A 22,802-nucleotide genomic window follows, 5' to 3' on the forward strand; every position below is an offset into this window, starting at 1 on the left:
TCTAATATTCAAGAACCTAGTACAGGTTTAGGTTAGAATAAAATATATAATTCTAAAAAACTAAATGAAAACCCTAGTTAAGAGCGAAAAATAAATCGATTTATAAAATTGAAAGACGCATACGAATTCAATTTGTACGACGTTATTTAAAAACCTTAAACCCAGAGAAATGAAATATTATTTGAACTTATTTTATGTGTTTTTAATTCTAGTAGTTACAGGATGTAGCTCAGATTCTACTGACGATTCTATGTCTGAAGTAGATAACACACCCGATGAAATTACGCTTTCTTCTTTTGAAATTGAGTTTCAAGAAATTTCTCAAACAAGTGCAAAAATTATGTGGACAAAAGTTACAGCATCTAATAATAGTGCTGTAAACTACAGTTTGTTTCTAGATGATGAATTAATAGCAGAAAATCTTAGCGAAATAGAATATACCCTTGTAGATTTAGAAATGAATACTACTTATGAGGTTAAAATAGAAGCATCAGCTGAAGATACCGAAAATAGTATAAACACCAATGAGTTCAGCACTTTTGGCACAGCTCCATCCAATTTTCCTATAACGTATAAAGATAATGGCTGTGGTGTTGCTAACATAAGTTGGCCAAGTCCTACTGTAGAAGACGGATCAGATTATTTTTATAGAATATATTTAAACGGCGAACATGTTGAAACCTATGGTTCTTATAGTACCGAAAGAACCAGTTTTAATCTTTTGGTTACAGAAGGTGAAGAACACACCATTAAAGTTATAGCAATTAGTTATAGCGGAGCAGAAACCGAAGAAGAGGTTTCTTTTCTACAAGTAGCATGCCCAATACCGTCAGATTTCGAAATAACAGCATCAGAAATTACTGGAACCACCGCCTCAATAAGTTGGACACCATCTACAATGTCTGATGATAGTACGGTATATTACCTTGTAACTGCAAATGGTGTAGGTTATCCTGCAGCAAATACTTTTATTTATCGTACAAATTATGAGTTCACCAATTTAGATCGCAATACTACCTACGAAGTTATAATTACAGCAAGAGCACCTGGTACGGGTAAAACTAAAGAATCGACATTTACTTTTACTACTACAAACGATTACCCAGTTCACCCAGATATTATCATAACAGAGGCGAAACTAATTACACCAGATAGTCAGTATTTTCCTGGGCAATTAAATATTACTTTCTCTGAAGAATTAGCAAATTTTGAAATTGACAAATGGGTTGCTGTAGACTATGAAATAGGAAATTATAGCACCAATACGTCTTCAGTTTCTAGTAGTGTATTAAGTGAAGAAAACTACAACTCTTTAGCAGCTGATAAAACAGGTTATATTCTTATAGAAGTGGACGGAGTAGTATATCAATTAAACTACGAGGTTACTTTAGAAACAAACTAAAAAGGAGTAAAAATTAAAATTCAATTAAGGGAGAAATCTGTATATAACTTACAGGTTTCTCCCTTTTCTTTTTTCTATAAAATATAAGTAATAAACCTAATTATGCACTTCATTTAATGCGTGTTAGCAAATCCTTTTAACAAATAATTCCTACTAATCAGTCTTTATAACCGTTATCTTGGTATAAAAAAGAACAATTGCAAGACCATAAGCACATTTTAGACCGATTAAATCAGTTTATTCAGAAACACTACTCTCAAGTTCTACTGAAAGGTATATTATTATTCTTTGCCTTCGGATTACTGTTTTTCTTATTGATTCTAGGTATAGAATATTTTCTATGGATGAACACTACCGGAAGAATGATTCTTTTTGTAATTTTTATAGCCGTTGAACTATTTCTACTCTTCAAATACATTTTAACCCCAATTTTCTACTTATTTAAATTAAAACAGGGCATCGGACCAAAAGATGCCGCACAAATGATTGGGAAGCATTTTCCTGAAGTAGGAGATAAGCTTACTAATTTATTAGATCTGGCAAACGACCCAGAACAATCAGAATTATTACTCGCTAGTATAAACCAAAGATCAAAACAGCTAGACCCAATTCCGTTTTCGAATGCTATTGACTTTAAAGATTCCTTAAAATATTTGAAGTATGCTACAATTCCGATTGCCATAATAGGGTTATTGTTAATCTCAGGAAATTGGAACAGTTTTTTTGGCACTTATGAACGGGTAGTTAACTATGAAATGGCATATGAAAAGCCAGCACCATTTCAATTCGAATTGTTATCAGATAATTTGAAAACATTACAAGATGAAACCTTTACCATACAGGTTGCTACAAAAGGGGAAGTAAAACCCGAAAATGTATATATAGAAATAGATGGCAAACAGATTCTTTTGCAACAAAACAATGGTTTCTATGAATATGAATTTACACCACCGATAACTACAACAAACTTTAAATTTAAAGCAAATGAGGTAAATTCTAGAGCATATACCCTTACCGCTTTAGAGACGCCTTCTATTTTAGATTTCACCATGAATCTTACATATCCTTCATACCTAAACAAACCAAATGAAAGCATAAAAAGTACGGGAAACGCTGTAATACCTGAAGGAACCAAAATACAGTGGAAAATAAATGGAGAAAATACCGATAAGATTAATCTCTCCACAAAAGACACGATACTACAGCTAACAAAAGAAAACAATACGTTCGAACTGGAAAAACGTATTTACAATGATTTCAATTATGAGCTAACAACCACCAACAAAAATGTTGAAGACTACGAACGTCTAACCTACAACTTTAAAGTAATTAAAGATGGGTACCCAACAATCAAGGTTCATCAAGTTCTAGATACTTTGAATCCGAATGTTTCTTATTACACCGGCAATGCAACAGATGATTACGGTTTACGTAAAATAGATGTTGTTTATTTTGAAGTAGGAAAAGAAGAAAAAAAGAAAACCATAAACCTATTGAAACCTTCTTCAAACTATGAGCAATTTTATTACACTTTCCCGTCTGGTTTAGAACTAAAAGAAGGCAAAAATTATGGCTTTTATTTCGAGGTTACAGATAACGATGCGATACATAATGGCAAGACGATAAAAAGCCAAATATACCAGCAGGTATTGCTAGACGAAAATCAATTAAAAAACAAAGATTTAGAGTCGCAACAATCCCTTATAAAAGACCTTGATAAATCGTTACAAAAATCTAAAGCACAGAAAGAATCTTTAGAAGAAATAAATCAAAATCAGAAAGAAAAAAATAGTCTTAATTTCAATGACAAAAATCAAATAAAAGACTATTTAAAAAAACAAGAACAACAAGAACAGTTGATGCAAAAATTCAGTAAACAACTAAAAGAAAATCTAAATAAAGAAAACAAGGATGACAAATTAAACCAATTGTTACAAGAGCGTTTAGAACGTCAAGAAGAACAAGCTAAGAAAAACCAGCAACTCCTTGAAGAAATTAATAAAGTAGCTGATAAAATAAAGAAAGAAGACCTTACCAAAAAACTAGAAGAACTAGGCAAAAAACAACAAAATAGTCAACGTAGCCTTGAACAGTTAGTAGAATTAACCAAACGGTATTATGTTACAGAAAAGGCATCTCAGATTGCACGCGATCTAGAAGAATTAGCTAAAAAACAAGAAGAACTTTCAGAACAAAATAATGAAAATAATACCGCTGAAAAACAGAAGAAATTAAATGAAGAATTTGATAAAATTTCAGCCGAAATAAAGGACCTGAAAAAGGACAATGAAAAGCTCAAAAAACCAATTGATATAAATATTGATAAAAGTAAAAAAGAAGGGGTAAAAGAAGACCAAAAAAATGCACTAGAAGAACTTGAAAAAAACACCTCTCAAGACCAGAATAAACCAACCAGTTCTGACGCAAACAAAAAGCAAAAATCTGCTGCAGATAAGATGAAAGAAATGAGTGAACAACTTAGCGAATCATCCTCTGGTGGAGGCGGTGGTTCGTCTGTAACTGAAGATGCAGAAATGCTGAGACAAATTCTTGATAACCTTATCATATTTTCATTTAAACAAGAAACTTTATATGACAGACTAACAGCTAGAGAAGACCAAGATGCTACTCAATATTCTGAAACGGTGCGCGATCAGAATGAATTAAAGGGGTTATTCGAACATGTTGATGATAGTCTTTTTGCATTATCTCTTCGGCAAGCTGAACTTTCAGAATTTGTGAATGAACAAATTACCGAAGTGTATTACAACATTGATAAATCTTTAGAAACCATGGCAGATGGTCAAATGTTTCAAGGAATTTCTCATCAAAAATATGTGCTAACAGCGGCAAATAGCCTTGCAGATTTTCTCGCAGAAGTAATGGACAATATGAATTCGAGCATGCAAATGGGAAAAGGTTCAGGACAAAGCGAAGGTGGTTTTCAATTACCAGATATCATCAAAGGTCAACAACAATTAGGTGAAAAAATGGGTCAACAAGGTAAATCTGGGAGTGAAGGAAAAGAAGGTAAAAGTGGGGAAGGAAAACAGGGTGAAAATGGAGAAAAAGGTGAAGGTGGAAAACAAGGCGAACGTGGTAAACAGGGCGCTAACGGAAAAGAAGGAGAGAGCGGAAGTGAAGGGGAAAATGGTAAAAATGGAGAAGGAAAAAGTGGAAAAAATGGTGAAAATGGCGAAGGTGGGGAAAACGGCAAAGGAAATAATGGGTCTAACGGTACAAACGGGCAAGGGCAAGGTTCAATGAGTGAAACTGAACTTAAAGAAATTTATGAAATCTATCAAAATCAGCAAAAATTAAGACAAGAATTAGAAAAACAACTTGAAAATATGATTAATTCTGGTGATCAAAAATTAGGACAAAAATTGATCCAACAGATGGAAGATTTTGAGAACGATCTTTTAGAAAATGGAATTACACAACGTACCATCAACAAAGCCAATACTATACAGTATGAATTGTTGAAATTAGAGAATGCAGCACTTAAGCAAGGAGAGAAATCTGAGCGAGAAAGTAATAGGAATACCAAAGACTTCACAAATCCTATTACTACTAAACCCTCATTATTAGATAATTATCGTAATGAAGTTGAAATTTTAAATAGGCAAAGCTTACCTTTGCGGCAAAATTTTCAATCTAAGGTTAAAGAGTACTTCAAAGCAAATGATTAATTACAATTACTTAACAGAATTTAAACTTGTAGCAGAAAATAACTTCAATTCATGGATTACAGAATCTTGTAATACCGAAGGGTTTTCTATTATAGAACTCAACTACATTTTTTGTAGCGATGACTACTTGCTTAAAATAAATCAAGATTACTTACAACACGATTATCTAACAGACATTATCTCGTTTGATTATGTGTCAGGAAAAAATATATCGGGCGACCTATACATTTCAATTGACCGCGTAAAAGAAAACGCAGAAGAGTTTAATGTTTCATTTGATAATGAATTAAAACGCGTAATGATACATGGGGTTTTACATCTAATGGGTTATTCGGATAAATCGGATGCAGCTACTGCCGAAATGCGCGCTAAAGAAGAAGAAAAAATAAAGCTGTTCCACGTGGAACAATAGAAGATATGTTTGGAGAAGAATATGATGTAATTGTAGTTGGCGGAGGACACGCCGGTGCAGAAGCGGCAGCAGCAGCTGCAAACTTGGGTTCAAAAACCTTATTAGTAACTATGAATTTGCAAAATATAGGACAGATGTCTTGTAACCCAGCTATGGGTGGAATTGCAAAAGGACAAATTGTTAGGGAGATAGATGCACTTGGAGGCTACAGCGGAATTGTATCTGACAAATCTGCTATACAATTTAAGATGCTTAACAAATCTAAAGGACCTGCAATGTGGAGTCCAAGAACCCAAAACGATAGAATGCGTTTTGCAGAAGAGTGGCGTTTAATGTTAGAACGTACTCCGAACGTAGACTTTTATCAAGAAATGGTTTCTGGTTTGTTAATAGAAAATCATAAAGTTGTTGGTGTAAAAACTTCTTTAGGAATTGATATACGATCTAAAGCAGTTGTATTAACCAATGGAACATTCTTAAATGGACTTATCCATATTGGTGAAAAACAATTCGGTGGAGGTAGAGCAGGAGAAAAAGCAGCAACCGGAATTACAGAACAATTAACCGAAATAGGTTTTGAAAGTGGAAGAATGAAAACCGGAACTCCGCCAAGAGTTGATGGCAGATCCTTAGATTATTCTAAAATGATCGTTCAGCCTGGTGATGCAATTCCTGAAAAATTCTCTTATACAAATACAAAACCATTAGCACATCAACGTGATTGTTACATGACACATACAAGTGCTTTGGTTCACGATTTATTACGTGAAGGTTTTGACAGATCACCAATGTTCAACGGTAGAATAAAAAGTATTGGTCCAAGATACTGCCCATCTATTGAAGATAAAATAAACAGATTCGCTGATAAGGATAGTCACCAAATGTTTATTGAACCTGAAGGTTGGGAAACTGTAGAAGTTTATGTAAACGGATTTTCAACTTCTTTACCAGAAGATGTTCAGTTTAAAGCTTTGCGTTCTGTAGTAGGTTTTGAAAAAGTAAAATTCTTTAGACCAGGTTATGCGATAGAGTACGATTACTTTCCGCCAACACAATTGAAGCATACACTCGAAACAAAGCTAGTTGAAAATTTATATTTTGCCGGACAAATAAACGGAACTACTGGATATGAAGAAGCAGCATCGCAAGGATTAATGGCAGGTATAAATGCGCACTTAAAACTTAAACAAGAAAATCCGTTAATTTTAAAAAGAGACGAAGCATATATTGGTGTATTGATCGACGACCTAATTACAAAAGGTACAGAAGAACCATATCGAATGTTTACTTCTCGTGCAGAATATAGAACCTTACTTAGACAAGATAATGCTGATTTAAGATTAACACCTTTAAGCCATGCTATAGGTTTTGCAACAGATTCGAGAATGAAAAGGATGGAGCAAAAACTAGAACAATCTGAAGCACTTGTTAACTTCTTTAGAGAAACTAGTGTACTGCCAAAAGACATTAATCCAATTTTTGAAAGCGTTGATTCATCTCTAGTAAAACAATCTGATAAAATGTACAAAGCATTTTCAAGACCTAATGTTACTATGGAGCATATGCTTCAATTAGAGGATGTTTCTAATTTTGTAAAAGAAAATAAATTCGATAGTGAGGTACTTGAGCAAGCAGAAGTACAAATAAAATATTCTGGCTATATAGCAAAAGAAAAGTTGAATGCTGATAAACTTCATAGATTAGAAGCGGTTAAGATTCCTGCAAACTTTGATTACTCAAAATTAAAATCTTTATCTTTTGAAGCAAGAGAAAAAATGACAAAAATTCAACCAGTTACCATTTCTCAAGCATCAAGAATTAGCGGAGTTACTCCGAGTGACATCAGTGTACTTTTGGTTTTTCTTGGAAGGTAGGGCAAATTGTTCCACGTGGAACAATGAAAATTTATAACAACAATTTCAATATTTATAATTAAGACATGCCTAATCCCATTTCAAAAATCTCGACAAAGGATTTTCTAGTAACTCAAGAATCATTTGAATTAGAATATGATCCTAAATATGATATGCTAGTTACAAAACCTATACCTGAAGATTTAGAAAAATACTACGACCCAAATAATTATATTTCACATTCGGATAGTGGAAATGGTTTACTTGAAAAAATTTATCAAACTGTAAAAAAGTACACGTTAAATAAAAAAGTAAAGTTGATAAATGAGTATACAATTGATGATAAAAAATTACTTGATATAGGATGTGGAACTGGAGAATTTCTAATTAGTGGAAAAAACAAAAATTGGAAAACAGTAGGAGTAGAGTTAAATGACAGTGCGAGAAAGAAAGCAGTAGATAAAGAACTAGAAGTTTATAAATCTTTAGAAGATTTAAATGATAGAAAATTTAATGTCATAACACTATGGCATGTACTAGAACATCTACCAGATTTAGACAAGCAGATAAATAAAATAACATCTCTGTTAGAAAAAAACGGGACACTCATAATTGCTGTTCCAAATTACAAATCATATGACGCTCAATACTACAAAGAGTTTTGGGCAGCTTATGATACACCAAGACATCTTTGGCACTTTTCACAAAATGCAATAAAAAATATTTTTACAAATAAAAAAATAGAAGTAGTTAAAACGCTACCAATGTATTTTGATTCTTACTATGTTTCACTATTATCAGAAAAATATAAATCTGGTTCTTCAAATTACTTAAAAGCATTTTACAGAGGTTTTATATCAAATATGAAGGCAAAGACATCTACTGAGTATTCTTCTCTAATATATGTGCTAAAAAAAGAGTAAAAAGCTATTTAAAGCCATTTTAATACATTATTTAATATAATCTATATACTATATCAAATAAAATTAAATAATCCTTTAAATAACCTTTAAAATCAGTAGTAAAAATAAGGAAAACTGATATTGTAAATATTTACAATAAGAAATATCTATTTTTACTTAAATCTCATCATTTATCTCGATTTTAAAATATTTTCATTCTAAAAGCTTTATTACTTTTGCACGACATAAAAATGAAAAAATGAAAAACCTAATTTTAATTTTCGCTATCGCATTATTAGCATCTTGCCAACAAGAAAAAATCGGATACGTAGATAACGTAAAATTGATGGATGAGTACCAACAAAAAATTGATGTTGAATCTAAATTCAAAGTTAAGGCAGATGCTTTAGCAAAAACTAGAGATAGTATTTCTCAAGCTTTTCAATTTGAAGCACAAGCTTTTCAAACTAAAGCTCAAAAAATGTCTCAATCAAAAGCTCAAGAAGAATATGCAGCAATGCAACAAAGAGGTCAAATTATTGGTCAACAACTTCAACAGCAAGATCAACAATTGCAAATGGAAGGTCAAACTGAAATGGATAGCATAGTTTCTAAAGTAAAAGAAGAAATTAAAGCTTACGGTCAGACCAACAATTACACTTATATTTTAGGTGGTGGAGATGGTGGTAGTGTTCTTTACGGTAAAGAGGCTAACGATCTTACGGATGACATAGTAAAGTTACTAAACGATAAGTACAAGAAATAAAACTATTATTTACTTCAATTAAAAAGCCGGTCAATGACCGGCTTTTTTTATTCTATAGAATTAGTTTCAAATCGTTCTAATTCATGTTCTATATTAAATTGATCCTTAGGTAGAAAACCTTTTACTATTAGAACAATACCACAAATCACCAATATAATTCCGATTATCTTTTTTACATAAACAATTCTACTAGGTGTTAGCTTACGCTTTAATTGCTTAGCTAAAAGAATTTTAAAAATATCGGTAACAAAATAGGAGAGTAGTACAGTTGCAAAAAAAGTAAAGAAACGATTAGGTTGATTATCTAAAGTAGGACCAATGATTATAATAATACCTAACCAGAAAACAAGTACACCAATATTAATAAAATTGAGTAAAAATCCTTTTACAAAAAGACCAAAGTAATCTGACTTCCGAATCTTTTTAGAATCTACAGGTATTGCTTTTTTGTCAACTTTGAAGAAAGTTACAAGACCGTAAACCAAAAGTATGACTCCGCCAAAAACATAAAGACCTGGTTGATTACTCAAATTTTCAAGAAGCTGAAAACTACTAAAATACGCTACAAGTATAAACAGAACATCTGCAAGTAAAACACCAATATCGAAGGTTATAGCAGCTCTAAAACCCTTTACTGCACTAGTTTGTAACAAGACAAAGAAAACTGGCCCAACCATAAAGCTTAGGAAAAAGCCTAAAGGAATTGCTGCCTGTATATCTTCTAACATGTACTATTGCATTCTTTTAATGGTACCGCCAAATACCGTTTTCTCTTCTAGTTTCTTTGGATTACCAAATACCAGAACTTCTCCACCAGCTTTAACAGTTGCCTTTACATAATCTTTTGCATTAATCTCTGCCCTTGAACCGGCATTTACATTGATAGTAGAAAAATTGGTAACAAAGCCTTTACCTTCATAAACACCACCGGTATTAATTTGAACGTCTTGCAGATTTGAAGAACCTGCCGTTCTTATAACTCCGCCAGAGACTGACTTAATTAACATTTGTTCTACTTCTGCACTAACAATTAATTCTCCGCCTTCTTGAGCTTTTAGTTCCAGAATTTCTTGTTTAATAATATCTTCTGTAACTATTCTTGCATCTTCATTAACATCAATAACTAAAATATCTGCAGCATAATATAAATCTATAAAAGTTTTATATCCACTGAATATCTTACCGATTTGCATCCGTATTTTTAAAACACCTTCGTTATTAACAACAGCTACCTTACTAGTATTTTCACCAGTAATAATAACCTTGTTTTCTGTAGATTTAATAAGATTAATAGATAATCCATCAAAACCTTTCAACTCTTTAAAAGGTTCTAACTTTTGGGTAACCTCATTATCTTGGCCAGTAACCAAAAGACATCCTAAGAGAAACATTATAAGTAAAACTTGTTTCATTCTTTTCTGTGTAATTTTTCAAAGAATACATTTCAAAAATGAAATGTATTCTTAATTCAGTCTTCTTATACCAAAATCTATTCCAAATTATTTAATATTATCTGGAATCAAAGCAAAATCTAAATGTCTTTTGACTAAATCGGTGCTTTTTACCATGACAGTAATCTCATCACCTAAAGTATAAGTCTTCTTGGTACGTTCACCAACGATGGCATATTGCTTCTCGTCAAAGATATAATAATCTCCTTTGATGTCTCTAATACGAATCATGCCTTCACATTTATTATCAATGATTTCAACATAGATACCCCACTCGGTAACACCACTAATAACACCGCGGAATTCTTCATCTTTATGATCCTGCATAAATTTAATCTGCATGTACTTAATAGAATCACGTTCAGCACTTGATGCTAGATACTCCATATCTGAAGAATGCTTACATTTCTTCTCATATTCTTCAGCATTTGCAGAACTACCACCATCTAAATAATGCTGTAATAATCTATGCACCATTACATCTGGGTATCTTCTAATTGGAGAAGTAAAATGAGTATAATAATCAAAAGCTAACCCATAATGCCCAATATTATCAATAGTATAAATCGCTTTGCTCATACTACGTATCGTAAGCGTATCTACCATATTTTGTTCTTTTTTACCTTTTACATCTTGTAGTAATTGGTTTAAAGAAGAACTAATAGATTTCTTGTCCTTGAAATCTAATTTATGTCCGAATTTAGAAACGATACCATTCAAAGCCATTAACTTATCTGGATCTGGATCATCATGTATTCTATAAATGAATGTCTTTTTAGGTTTTTGCTTACCAATAAACTCAGCCACTTTTCTATTAGCCAATAACATAAACTCTTCTATCAGTTTATTGGCATCTTTAGATTCTTTAAAGTATACACCGATCGGTTCGCTATTCTCATCAAGATTAAAACGAACTTCAACTTTATCAAAAGAAAGCGCACCTTGATCCATACGCTTAGCGCGCATAATTTTAGCAAGCCTATCCATTTCTAATGTAGCTTCTACAACATCGTTAGAAACGCTATAAGCAGCTTCTCTTATCGATATATCTTCTGGTATATTGCCATTACCGTTCTCAATGATATATTGAGCCTCTTCATATGCAAAACGTTCGTTAGAATCGATTACAGTTCGTCCAAACCATTGATTTCTTATAATCGCATCGCTATCTAGTTCGAAAATTGCAGAAAAAGTATATTTTTCTTCATTAGGTCTTAATGAACATGCATTATTAGAAAGTACTTCTGGTAACATAGGTACCACACGATCCACTAAATAAACAGATGTTGCTCTTTCATAAGCTTCATCATCTAAAATGGTATCTTTTTGTAAATAATGAGAAACATCGGCAATGTGTATACCTATTTCATAATTACCATTTTCTAATTTTTGAAATGATAAGGCATCATCAAAATCTTTAGCATCTTTTGGATCAATAGTAAACGTAAGAACATCTCTTATATCTCTACGTTTTTTAATTTCTTCTTCTTTAATACTAGTATCTATACCATCTGCAAAATTCTGAACATCTGCAGGAAAAGAATATGGTAAACCATACTCCGCTAAAATGGAATGAATTTCAGTATCATGTTCACCAGGTATACCTAAAACTTCAGTAACTCTACCAAAAGGAGAATCAACATCTTCGGGCCAATCGGTTATTTCTACTAAAACCTTTTCACCATCATTTGCTCCATTTAATTTATCTTTTGAAACAAAAATATCGGTATACATTCTAAAATCTGTAGGTCTTACAAATGCAAAAGTCTTCTGCATGTCAACAATACCAACAAAAGTTGTTTTATATCTTTCAAGTACTTTAACTATTTCACCTTCAAGCTTTTTACTCTTACTTCTAGGATAGATATAAACTTCAACTTTATCTTTATGAAAAGCTTTATTTAATTTATTGGCAGGTATAAAGATATCATCGTCCATACCATCGACTACAATATAGGCATTACCCTTACCGGTAACATCTACAGTACCTTCATGATAAGACTTTGTATCTTCTAAAACTTTATACTGACCTCTATCAATTTCTTGAATTCTTTTTTTCTCTTTGAGCTCAGTTAACCTTTTAATAAGGATATTTCTATCTTGAGCATCTGTAATATCAATTTTAGCAGCAATCTGCTTATAGTTGAAACTTTTATTTGGCTCCTTTTCAAGAACGGTAAAAATTCCTCTTGTAATTTCGTTCTTTCTATGGTTCTTCGCCTTCTTATTCTTCTTCGACATTTAAACTTTTAATTTATTGGAAAATTACGAATTATAATCCACTACCTGTTATTCTACTTCTTATTGAAAAGTTAAGTAAATGAGTTGTTATTAACATATATATCATATTAGACATTTTTTCTTTTAAATTAAATTAAATATTAATGGTTATTATAGCTTGTTAATATCTAGAATAACTTATTTCAATATTACTTGTCTTTATGAGATACTAATACTTGTTGACAACCTATTATATTAAACTACAATTGAAAATCAGTATTTTGAGAAGTTATTAAACGTGGTTTATAAGTGCTATTAACATGAATTTATTAATAACTAAATGTAATTTTAATGTTAACTAGGGTTGTTAATTTGATGAAAATCCTCTTATAGTTTCTAATATTTAAATTCGTCTTAAGAAGATTAAAAGTGTAAGCAGATGTTAACTTTAATAACCAAATTTTTAAGCAACTTTTTCTAAACAACTTATGCATTAAGTATTCTTGCTTATAACATACTAATTAACAATTTTAATTTCTAGTCTAACAAGAATTGTTGTGAACCCCTCGTTTTTTGTTGTGAATGGCTGATTATTGTACCTTTAGCATAGTTTTGTTCTACCCCCACTAGATATAAACCTTGAACTAATAACCTTTAAATATAAAGTATATGAAAATAGCTATTGGTAACGACCATGCCGGTACAGAATACAAGTTAGCTATTATAGGTTTACTTAAATATATACACGTTGAAGTTATTAACTATGGTACAGATGGTACTGATAGTGTTGATTATCCTGACTTTGCACACCCTGTGGCACTAGATGTTGAAAATGGAATTGCCGATTATGGAATTTTAATCTGTGGCAGTGGTAATGGGGCTAGTATGACCGCCAATAAGCAACAAAATGTAAGAGCTGCCTTATGTTGGACAAAAGAAATAACGAAATTAGCTAGAGAACATAACGATGCAAATATTCTAAGTTTACCAGCAAGGTATATTTCTTTACCTCAAGCACTTGAAATGGTTTCTACGTTTTTAAACACTTCTTTCGAAGGTGGTAGACATGAACGAAGAATTGAAAAGATTCCACTTCAATAGATAGTTATTACAACTATGTTGATAACCCAAAATAGTTATTACAACTACTTAATAATCAAATATTTATTAGGTTATAGATATGAACATATCTAGTTAATTAAGCAAACTCATGTTAGATATTAAAGTAATTAGTTTTAAAGAATTCGATATTGAAGAACTGTACAATGTACTACAATTACGAAGCGATATTTTTGTAGTAGAACAAGATTGCGTTTATTTAGATATAGACGGTAAAGATGATAAAGCTATTCATGTAATAGGATCTAAAGACAACACGGTAGTAGCGTATACAAGAATTTTTAAACCTGGCGATTATTTTGATTTGGCGAGTATTGGCAGAGTAGCAGTACATAAAGATTTTAGAAAATTTGGCTATGGTAAAGTAATTATGGAAGCTTCTATTAAAGCAGTTAATGAACGTTTTAGTGAAAGTGAAATAAAAATTTCAGCTCAAAAATACCTTACCAAATTTTATACTGATTTAGGATTTAATGCAACAGGAGAAGAGTATTTAGAAGACGGTATACCGCATTTAGAAATGATCAAAAAATAAAAAAGTCCGCAATTAGCGGACTTTTTTTTATTCGTTATATTGAAATCTTTAAATTTTGATAGGTGTTTTATTACTTAGATTAATATCCTCAAGCATATTATCTGTAAACTTATAATGACCTTTAGTAGTTATTATTCTAAATCTGTTAGAGTTCATTCTACTTAAAGTATCTAAAAACAACCATTTCGATTTCAATAATCTGGTTTTTGATGATTTTAAACTTATATCAAAATAATATTTTCTACCATTTTTAATAGCTACTATGTCTGGCGTTATGTTGTCTTCCATACCTTTTCTCGAATATGATTTCGGCGTTTCGTAACCCTCCATATCAGCCTTAATATTCTCGAAGCCGGTAGCTTCTAAATGTTGAATTGACTTTTCTAAAAATTCTACGTTTTCTGACTTTTCTACTTTTACCATACCTAATAAGATAACAAAAAAAAAGAGAATTCCTAATTTTAAACGTTGATTAACAATATGTTGTGTTTAAAAACAGAATTTATAAACCTATTCTTTTTTTGATAACTAAAGTGGTTAATGTACTCTAAAACTCTAGAAGATAAAAATGTATTAATTTGATTTTATTTTTTCTGAAAGTACTTCTCCTATTTTTCTAACCACACCTACAACCAAAGCATTACCCATAAAAAATGCTCTTTTAGTATTTGAAATACCCTCAAGTGATGTATGATTATCTGGGAACATATTCAAGCGTTCCAATTCTACGGGAGTTAATCTACGAAGCCCTTTTTTGGTGTTAATAACATGTTTAAATCGCGATGCACTTTTACCGCCTTCACCAGTTATGATTGTTCTTGACGCATTGTCTAACGCATCAGGAAAAATCATACTACCCTCATTGTAATGGTAAGCAAAACCAGATTTAGAAGTCCGGGTTTCTTTCTTTGAACCTTTTAAATAATACCATTTATCATGTTCCTCTTCAGGAATATAAAATTCTTCGGGTATTTCTTCTTGTTGTAAAACATCGGCTAAGACTGTTCTTTTACCAATATAACTAGCCGTAGTTTTAGTGGTATACACTTTTCCTTTAATGAATACTCCGGTATTTTGAAATGGAGATAATTTTTCACCCAAATTAAAATTTTCAGATAGCGATACAAGGTTATCGGTGATATCGAACGAAATCATTTTTGAAGAAGTGCTTGATATCGGAAAAGCCGTTGCTATAGTTCCCTTTTCAAAGATCCATTCTTCGGTTGTAGCTTTTTTAAATTGTTTATAAAGTGGTGTAGACTTATGGTATCCTAAGAAAAAAATACGTCTTCTTCTTTGTGGCATTCCGTAATCTGCAGCGTTAATAACCCGCCATTCTATGGCATAACCTAAGTCATCTAAACTTTTAAGCATTATGGCAAAATCTCTACCTCTTTGATTTGACGGAGATTTTAATAACCGATCTACATTTTCAAGAAATAAGTATTTCGGCGGATTTTTCTTTTCCGATAAAATTCTATGAATGCTCCACCATAAAACCCCTTTTTTACCAATAAGACCTTTAGAGTTATTTAAGGTAGCTGCTACAGAATAATCTTGGCAAGGAAAACCACCCACTAAAATATCGGCATCGGGTATATCTTTAGTGGGTACCTCAGAAATATCTTCATTTCTGTGATTCTCATGACCGAATCTAGCTTCATAAACTGTAGAGGCGTGCTGCGCTTTCGTACTAGGCTCAAATTGGTTACTCCAAACTACCTCGTAGTTCCCGGTATCCTCTAATCCTAAGCGAAATCCGCCAACACCCGCAAAAAGTTCTATGACCTTTAGTTTCTTCATTTGCGATAAAATTACATAATTTCACAAGGCTAATACTATTAGAAATTATTTTACAGATGAAGAGAATAATCTTAAAGAGGTCTTTTGTATTGATTTTGATTGCTTTAAATACAGCATGCAGTGTACATATTGACGAAAAGAAATTATTGGTCAAAGAAATTGAAATCATAAAAAGCACTTTTGCACCCGATAAGCGTACTGCATTTTTCAATTTAGAAGTATTAGATGGACCATCGGGTTTTACTTTAACTGGTGAAACTAATTTACCATTAGCTGTAGATTCTTTAAATAGTCTTTTAAAAGAAAAGGGGATTAATGCCACTAACGATATTAAAATTTTACCTGGTGCCGAGCTAGAGGGTATAACCAAAGCAGTTATTAATATTTCTGCAGCCAATCTTAGAAGTAACCCTAAACATTCTGCAGAACTGGCCACACAAGCAACTTTAGGTACTGTTATTAATGTACTAAAAAAAGAAGGAGACTGGTACTTAATACAAACACCAGATATGTATTTAGCATGGGTAGATCCAGGCGGAATAGAATTAATGAATGCAGATGCTATTAAGGGGTGGACAACCGCGGATAAAATCATTTACACAAATACTTATGGGCATGCATTTAGTTCTGAAGAGGCTAAAAACAGAATATCTGATGTAGTTGCCGGAAGCTTATTAAAACTATTAAGTAGTGATGATGAGTATTATAAAATTGAATTTCCAGATGGTAGACTGGGGTATATTTCAAAAACCGAAGCAGAAGAATACGATACTTGGTTATTAAATCTGAGTTACAATGCGGATTCACTTATAGCTACTTCGAAAACCTTAATGGGTGTGCCGTATTTATGGGGTGGTACTTCTACAAAAGGTGTTGATTGTAGTGGTTACACAAAGACTATTTATTATTTAAATGGAATGGTAATTCCGCGCGATGCATCTCAGCAAGTGCACGCAGGTAAGCCTATAGATTCTATTGCAGATTTTAGCAAATTACAGAAGGGAGATTTATTGTTCTTCGGAAGAAAAGCAACAGAAACAAGCTCAGAAAAAGTAGTTCATGTAGGTATGTGGATTGGTGATAACCAATTTATACATTCATCTGAAATGGTACGTATAAGCAGTGTTGATAAAGATTCGCCAAATTATGATGCGTTTAATGTAGGTAGGTATTTAAGAACCCAACGCCTGCTAAATGAAGAGGACCCTTTGCTTCAAAACCTAAATATTACAAAACCGTTAAAAGATTAAAGGTTTCGTTTTTAAAAGAGGTGTTTCATCGATTTTAAGATAAATATTATAACATAGTAATAATGAGCTCGTTTTAATATAGAACGATCATTTACGTACTATGAAAAAAACAATTCTTCTAGTTTTAATCTGCTGTTTTGTAGGATCATCTTTTGCCATCGCTCAAAACGATGCCGCTACTATTTATTTTAAGGACGGAACTAAACTTCAAGGTTTAGCTAAGCTTGTAAATGGAGACCAAGTAAAATTCAAAAAGTTTAAAGGAGATAAGGCACAAAAATATCATTTCGATAATCTTGAACAGGTAGTTATCAATGATAGAGAAGAAGCTTCTACCTATATTTATTTAGAAACTCGAGAAGGCTACTTCAATGTAGTAAGAGAATTAGAAATAGGTGCTGTAAATTTGTATGTTCTTGAACAAACCGGATATTCTGCACCCATGTTTATTGGCGGTGTACACGGTCAAATGAACATGGCGCATGGTAATTACTATGATATTAAAAACCTTTATGTTAGAAGAGGTGTAAGTGGAGAAATTACACACTTAGGGTCTAACCAACTTTTTAGTAAGAATTTTAAAAATGCAGCTTCAGCTTATTTCTCAGATTGTCCGATTTTAGTGGAGAAAATTATAAATAAAGAATACAAGAAAAAGCACATTAGAGACATTGTAAATTTTTATAATTTAAAATGTAATGAGCAGCATGTGCTTATTCTTAAAAAATAGTTCTACTGCTTTTATTAATCTGCAGTAATAAACTCGCGTATATCTTTACTTAAATTAATAAAATCTGGTTCATGTGTATACATCATATGTCCCGCTTCATAATACTTCATTTCAACACGTTCTTTTACGATTCCGTTTCTATCAAATGTATATTCAGCATCAAAAAACGGAGTAATTAAATCATAATATCCACTCGCTACCATTACTTTCATAGCAGTATTTCTACGCATGGTTTCACCTAAATCTGGTGCAGTATTTACAGGCATTGGTTCCCAATATTTTCCATCGGGTACTGTTCTCCATCTCCAATTAGATCCACCACCAGAAGTAATATAGGGTCTATCCATTTTTACCTTTAATTCTGAAGCGAAATAATGATTTAAGCTTGCAGTATAGGCAGCACTTATTTGATAACTTGCCGCATCGCCCAAATGCGGATTTTCAGAAACTTTATCTTCCTCATCACCCATAAAGCGACCGTCTAATCTACCAATAGCAAACCCTTTATCTTCTAATAGTTTTTTCTGAAAACGACCCATCAGTATTCTCAAATTAGATTGTAGAACATATGTTTTATCCAATCCTGTGAAATAAGAAAGCTTTTCAGCTATGGTGTTCTTTTCAGCTTCACTTAACGAATTACCTTTGTATAAAGAAGGTATATAGGTGTTGTATGTAAAATCTCTACATTCTTGTGTAAAACTTTCTAGAGATTTACCCTGACCTGCTTTTTTATGATACCAAGCAGTAGCAGCCATACTGGGTAAATAAGTAATGAACGAAGTAATATTATTCTTTACAGAAGTAGAACCGGCATAATCTAATGCTTGCGATATTAGTATCATTCCGTTAAGCGCCATATTTTGACCAGAACCTTCCAAGGCTTTCCCTAATGCAGCAGCACGAGTAGTACCATAACTTTCACCAGCTAAATATTTAGGTGAAAACCAACGTTCGTTTTCTGTTACCCATTTTCTAATAAATTGAGCAAAAGAATTCACATCTTCTTTTAATCCGTAGAAATCTTTCCCTTCTCCTTTACCAACCAAACGACTATAACCGGTACCAACGGGATCAATAAAAACTAGATCGGTAACATCAAGTAAACCATGGTCGTTGTTTACTAAATTATAAGGTGCTGCGCCATCATCAGATTTTGCATCAGAATCTACTTTTACAATTTTTGGTCCGAAGAACCCCATGTGTAACCACATCGAAGCAGATCCTGGTCCGCCATTAAAAACAAAGGTTACCGGTCTTTTGGTAACATCTCCCATATTTGTTTTTGTGTACGCAACAGACCAAAATGTAGCAATAGAATCTCCATCTTTATTAGTTAAAAAAGTTTCTTTAGCTGTTGTGGTGTAATCTATAGCTGTACCGCCAAAAACCCCTTTGTGCTTGGTTATAAAAGATTTTGCTTCTGGTGTGGGTTTCGTTTTAGTTTCCTTTTTTGGGTCTTGAGCTTGCAAAAATTGAAGAAAAAATAGACTGGTTGCTAGTAATAGAAGATTTCTCATTTTGAGTAAAAGTATTGATGGTGTCGTTAGTTTGTACTTTTAAAAGTAACAATAATAAATGAACAGATGTACTGGTATTGATTGGAATATCTCTCAATAATCGCATCGCCTAAGGTATCAGAACATTGAGTATATTTATATCAGTTCCCTTTTTTTGATAATTCAACCAAACACCATCAACATGAAAACACAACAACTTAAATTTCAAGTACTCGGAACTTCACTTTTATTTTTATTAGGATGCGGACTCATTATCTCGCAAGAAACCAACGATGGTTGGGAAACCATGTACAACGGTAATGATTTAAACGGATGGACCACCAAAGTACACCATTATGAAGTGGGCGATAACTATGCAGATACCTTTAGGGCAGAAGATGATATGGTGAAGGTGAGGTATGATAAATATGAAGGGGAATTTAACAATAGGTATTCTCATTTATATTATGACAAACCTTTTTCAGATTTTCATTTTACGGTACAGTATAGATTTCTAGGTGAATTATACAGAGGTGCACCAGATTATACGATTTTGAATAGCGGAGTAATGTTTCATTCTCAAGACCCACAAACCATACTAAAAGAACAAGATTGGCCCATAAGTGTTGAAATACAATTTTTAGCGGGAGTAGAAGAAGGTGTAGAACGCCCAACAGGGAATATGTGTTCACCAGGTACCGATGTAGTTTTTGAAGGTAAAATTGACCCAAGACATTGTATTAATTCAACATCCGACACGTATTATGGTGATCAATGGGTAACGGCAGAATTAGTAGTTTATCACGATTCATTGGTTAAGCATATCATTAACGGAAAAACGGTATTAGAATACACAAAACCACAAATTGGTGGTGGTGTAGCCAAAGGTTATGATCCAAAAATGAAACTAGATGGTAAGCTTTTGAAAGAAGGTTTTATTGCTTTACAAAGCGAAGGGCAACCAATTGATTTCAAGAATATAAAAATTAGAAATTTAAAAGGATGCACAGACCCAAAAGCAACGAACTACAAAGAGTATTACGAGGTTTCAGATACAAAAGCATGTATCTATAATTAGAAAGGCCACTTAAGAGTTAAGTAAAGAATACTATTTTAAGATAGCGTTGTATTTAGAATTATTGCTTAATAATTCGGTAGCTGCTAAAATAGCATCATCATTATTTAAGTAATATTGGTACAAACCATCTCGGTAGAAATAACGCTTTACAATTTCATCTTCAAGATTCTTTTGAATCTCCCTTTGGTATTTATCTAAAGCATTGATTTTACCTTTTTCAATGTTCGCTAATAAGGTTTTATAGCTGTCTTGAACATCTGAGCCTAAAAAGTCGTTTTCATCGCCAGATAGCGCCTTTTTAATGGCTTGTTCTGCTTTGGTCTCAAAAGAGAAACTACTCTGTTTTACATAGCTCTTAAACGCATTAAAATCGGCATCTGTAAATTTAAAGTCGGCAACAGCATTATACTTATGTGCATAATGGTAGTTAGTAGCATAATCGAAAATGACGTTATTCTGTAGCAATGCCAATGTTAAGTCATTGGTTTTAGAAGTAGCTACTTCAATATCTGGTAAAATACCACCACCATCTTGAACTTTTCTACCATTACGGGTCGTAAAATCATTGAAGGTAGTATTACGTACTGCATTACCACTTTCATCTCTGTTCCAATAATCTAACGATTGTATACAACGACCAGAAGAAGTGTAATATCTAGAAATGGTCACCTTTAGTTGTGTACCATAAGTCAATTTAAGTGGGCGTTGCACCAAGCCTTTACCAAAGCTTCTGGCGCCCATTATTACCGCTCTGTCTAAATCTTGTAAACTACCAGAAACAATTTCACTCGCAGAAGCACTACTACCGTTAACCAAAACTACTAACGGAATTTCTTCATCTACAGGTTGATTGTTGGTATGATATTCTCGGTTGAATTTTTTAACCTTAGATTTTGTTGTCACTACCAATTCTCCTTTTGGTACGAATAAGTTAGTCACGTTAATAGCTTCAGATAACAATCCGCCAGGGTTGCCTCTTAAGTCTAAGATGATTTTTTCTGCACCTTTTCCTTTCAAATCTAATAGGGCAGATTTGGTCTGTTCTGTTGCTTTGGCGTTGAACTTAGCTAGAACAATGTATCCGGTTTTATTATCGATCATTTTAAAGAAAGGCACGGCATCTACTTCGATACCTTCACGGGTAATAGCTGTAGTGTTTAATTTACCTTGTCTTTTGTAAGTAACATTTATTGTTGAGCCGTTAGCTCCTTTTAGAAGCTCACTCGCATTATCTTCAAAATCTGCTACTTTGATATCGCCAATCTGTATTATTTCATCACCGGCCTTCAATCCTGCTTTATCTGCGGGGTATCCTTGGTGTGGTTCTATAATTAGTAATTTATCATCAAAAGAACGTACCATGGCACCAATACCAGAATATTCACCAGCATTGTTTATGCGATAGGTTTCAACATCTTGTTCGTTTAAGAATTTGGTATAGGGATCCAATTCGTTCAGCATATTTTTAATGGCGGTATCCATTAATTCTGCTGGGTTGGTTTCGTCCACATAGTTCATGTTCAATTCTTTGAACAAGGTGGTAAAGATTTCAATCTGTTTGGCTATTTCAAAAAAATCACTCTTATAACTACTTCCTACAAATAGAAAAGCGATGGCAATTATGGGTACAAGTACTTTTTTACTTATTATTTTTTTCATCAATCTGTAGCTTAAACTTGTTTAAAACGAGCTTCATTTTATGATCTAACTGCTCAAAGGTGGGCATATCCTTACCAAGGTATAAAAATAGAAACGCAAAGTTTGCATCAGTATTGTTAAAAACCAGCGCTTTATTAAGTCTGTAAGACTCTCTAAGTAGCCGTTTAATCTTATTTCTATCGACTGCACTTTTAAAATTTCGTTTAGATACGGTAACCCCTGTTTTAATAGGCACTTCTTTTTGTTCTACGGATAGATAAATTAATTTCAACGGATAAACAGAAATACCCCTACCCTCTTCAAACAACTGGGTAATGAGTACTTTACTTTTTAGTTTTTCCTTTTTTCCGAAGGATGCATCCATTATAAAAGAAGTATTAAAAAGAATTAGCCCCCAATGTGGGGGCGTAAATATCTTAAAGTTTAGAAGA

Annotated in this window: 19 protein-coding genes; 11 read left to right on the forward strand and 8 right to left on the reverse strand. The window is 32.7% G+C overall.

Going from position 1 to position 22,802, the window contains the following annotated elements; all coding sequences use genetic code 11:
• The first annotated feature begins 169 nt into the window (after window positions 1–169).
• From QSV08_RS16235 to QSV08_RS16260, 6 genes are all read left to right on the forward strand, one after another.
• Window positions 170–1,402, forward strand: coding sequence for a fibronectin type III domain-containing protein (locus QSV08_RS16235; protein WP_324024761.1), 1,233 nt, complete (start codon window positions 170–172; stop codon window positions 1,400–1,402).
• Between the two features lie 197 nt (window positions 1,403–1,599).
• A complete protein-coding gene (locus QSV08_RS16240) occupies window positions 1,600–5,094 on the forward strand; it encodes a DUF4175 family protein (RefSeq protein WP_324024762.1) in 3,495 nt (1,164 codons plus the stop codon).
• Entirely contained in the window at window positions 5,087–5,506 is a 420-nt protein-coding gene (gene ybeY, locus QSV08_RS16245; RefSeq protein WP_324024763.1) for an rRNA maturation RNase YbeY, read from the forward strand. Before QSV08_RS16240 ends, ybeY begins: the two co-directional genes overlap by 8 nt.
• A 5-nt stretch (window positions 5,507–5,511) precedes the next feature.
• Window positions 5,512–7,380, forward strand: a complete 1,869-nt coding sequence (mnmG, locus tag QSV08_RS16250; protein ID WP_324024764.1) for a tRNA uridine-5-carboxymethylaminomethyl(34) synthesis enzyme MnmG — start codon at window positions 5,512–5,514, stop codon at window positions 7,378–7,380.
• A 65-nt stretch (window positions 7,381–7,445) separates the two neighbouring features.
• Window positions 7,446–8,282, forward strand: a complete 837-nt coding sequence (locus QSV08_RS16255; RefSeq protein ID WP_324024765.1) for a class I SAM-dependent methyltransferase — start codon at window positions 7,446–7,448, stop codon at window positions 8,280–8,282.
• 238 nt (window positions 8,283–8,520) lie between these two features.
• Window positions 8,521–9,027 (forward strand): OmpH family outer membrane protein, encoded by a 507-nt coding sequence (locus tag QSV08_RS16260; protein ID WP_324024766.1) that lies wholly within the window; start codon window positions 8,521–8,523, stop codon window positions 9,025–9,027.
• 47 nt (window positions 9,028–9,074) lie between these two features.
• On the opposite strand, the gene QSV08_RS16265 is transcribed toward QSV08_RS16260, so the two are convergent.
• The 3 genes from QSV08_RS16265 to rnr all read right to left on the reverse strand — a co-directional run bounded on the left by QSV08_RS16265 (window position 9,075) and on the right by rnr (window position 12,719).
• Window positions 9,075–9,755: a LysE family translocator gene (locus tag QSV08_RS16265; RefSeq protein WP_324024767.1), complete on the reverse strand. Its 681-nt coding sequence runs from the start codon at window positions 9,753–9,755 to the stop codon at window positions 9,075–9,077.
• Between the two features lie 3 nt (window positions 9,756–9,758).
• On the reverse strand, window positions 9,759–10,439 hold the full coding sequence (locus tag QSV08_RS16270; RefSeq protein ID WP_324024768.1) for a head GIN domain-containing protein: 681 nt from the start codon (window positions 10,437–10,439) through the stop codon (window positions 9,759–9,761).
• A gap of 87 nt (window positions 10,440–10,526) precedes the next feature.
• Window positions 10,527–12,719: a ribonuclease R gene (gene rnr, locus QSV08_RS16275; protein ID WP_324024769.1), complete on the reverse strand. Its 2,193-nt coding sequence runs from the start codon at window positions 12,717–12,719 to the stop codon at window positions 10,527–10,529.
• Between the two features lie 648 nt (window positions 12,720–13,367).
• Between rnr and rpiB the strand changes: the two genes are divergently transcribed.
• Entirely contained in the window at window positions 13,368–13,799 is a 432-nt protein-coding gene (gene rpiB / locus QSV08_RS16280; RefSeq protein ID WP_324024770.1) for a ribose 5-phosphate isomerase B, read from the forward strand.
• A gap of 109 nt (window positions 13,800–13,908) precedes the next feature.
• Window positions 13,909–14,352: a GNAT family N-acetyltransferase gene (locus QSV08_RS16285; protein ID WP_324024771.1), complete on the forward strand. Its 444-nt coding sequence runs from the start codon at window positions 13,909–13,911 to the stop codon at window positions 14,350–14,352.
• Window positions 14,353–14,400: 48 nt separating this feature from the next.
• On the opposite strand, the gene QSV08_RS16290 is transcribed toward QSV08_RS16285, so the two are convergent.
• Window positions 14,401–14,775: a hypothetical protein gene (locus QSV08_RS16290; RefSeq protein WP_324024772.1), complete on the reverse strand. Its 375-nt coding sequence runs from the start codon at window positions 14,773–14,775 to the stop codon at window positions 14,401–14,403.
• A 150-nt stretch (window positions 14,776–14,925) separates the two neighbouring features.
• Window positions 14,926–16,155: a DNA (cytosine-5-)-methyltransferase gene (gene dcm / locus QSV08_RS16295; protein ID WP_324024773.1), complete on the reverse strand. Its 1,230-nt coding sequence runs from the start codon at window positions 16,153–16,155 to the stop codon at window positions 14,926–14,928.
• A gap of 56 nt (window positions 16,156–16,211) precedes the next feature.
• On the opposite strand from dcm, the gene QSV08_RS16300 reads away from it, so the two are divergent.
• Both QSV08_RS16300 and QSV08_RS16305 read left to right on the forward strand, forming a co-directional pair.
• Window positions 16,212–17,405 carry a C40 family peptidase gene (locus QSV08_RS16300; RefSeq protein WP_324024774.1) on the forward strand — a complete coding sequence of 398 codons (1,194 nt, stop codon included), beginning with the start codon at window positions 16,212–16,214 and terminating at the stop codon, window positions 17,403–17,405.
• Between the two features lie 100 nt (window positions 17,406–17,505).
• Complete coding sequence (locus tag QSV08_RS16305) at window positions 17,506–18,135, forward strand: hypothetical protein (protein WP_324024775.1); 630 nt, start codon at window positions 17,506–17,508, stop codon at window positions 18,133–18,135.
• Between the two features lie 14 nt (window positions 18,136–18,149).
• Here QSV08_RS16305 and QSV08_RS16310 read toward each other — a convergent pair whose 3' ends face one another.
• Window positions 18,150–19,655 (reverse strand): S10 family peptidase, encoded by a 1,506-nt coding sequence (locus QSV08_RS16310; RefSeq protein WP_324024776.1) that lies wholly within the window; start codon window positions 19,653–19,655, stop codon window positions 18,150–18,152.
• Window positions 19,656–19,836: 181 nt separating this feature from the next.
• Here QSV08_RS16310 and QSV08_RS16315 point away from each other — a divergent pair, with 181 nt between their 5' ends.
• Complete coding sequence (locus QSV08_RS16315; protein WP_324024777.1) at window positions 19,837–20,712, forward strand: 3-keto-disaccharide hydrolase; 876 nt, start codon at window positions 19,837–19,839, stop codon at window positions 20,710–20,712.
• A 30-nt stretch (window positions 20,713–20,742) separates the two neighbouring features.
• Here the strand turns inward: QSV08_RS16315 and QSV08_RS16320 are convergent, their stop codons facing one another.
• Complete coding sequence (locus QSV08_RS16320) at window positions 20,743–22,371, reverse strand: S41 family peptidase (RefSeq protein WP_324024778.1); 1,629 nt, start codon at window positions 22,369–22,371, stop codon at window positions 20,743–20,745.
• Window positions 22,352–22,735 carry a ribonuclease P protein component gene (gene rnpA / locus QSV08_RS16325; protein ID WP_324024779.1) on the reverse strand — a complete coding sequence of 128 codons (384 nt, stop codon included), beginning with the start codon at window positions 22,733–22,735 and terminating at the stop codon, window positions 22,352–22,354. The genes QSV08_RS16320 and rnpA overlap by 20 nt, the downstream gene beginning before the upstream one ends.
• Window positions 22,736–22,802 lie beyond the last annotated feature (67 nt).

Origin of the sequence: Maribacter sp. BPC-D8 (assembly GCF_035207705.1) — a bacterium.
GTDB lineage: Bacteria > Bacteroidota > Bacteroidia > Flavobacteriales > Flavobacteriaceae > Maribacter.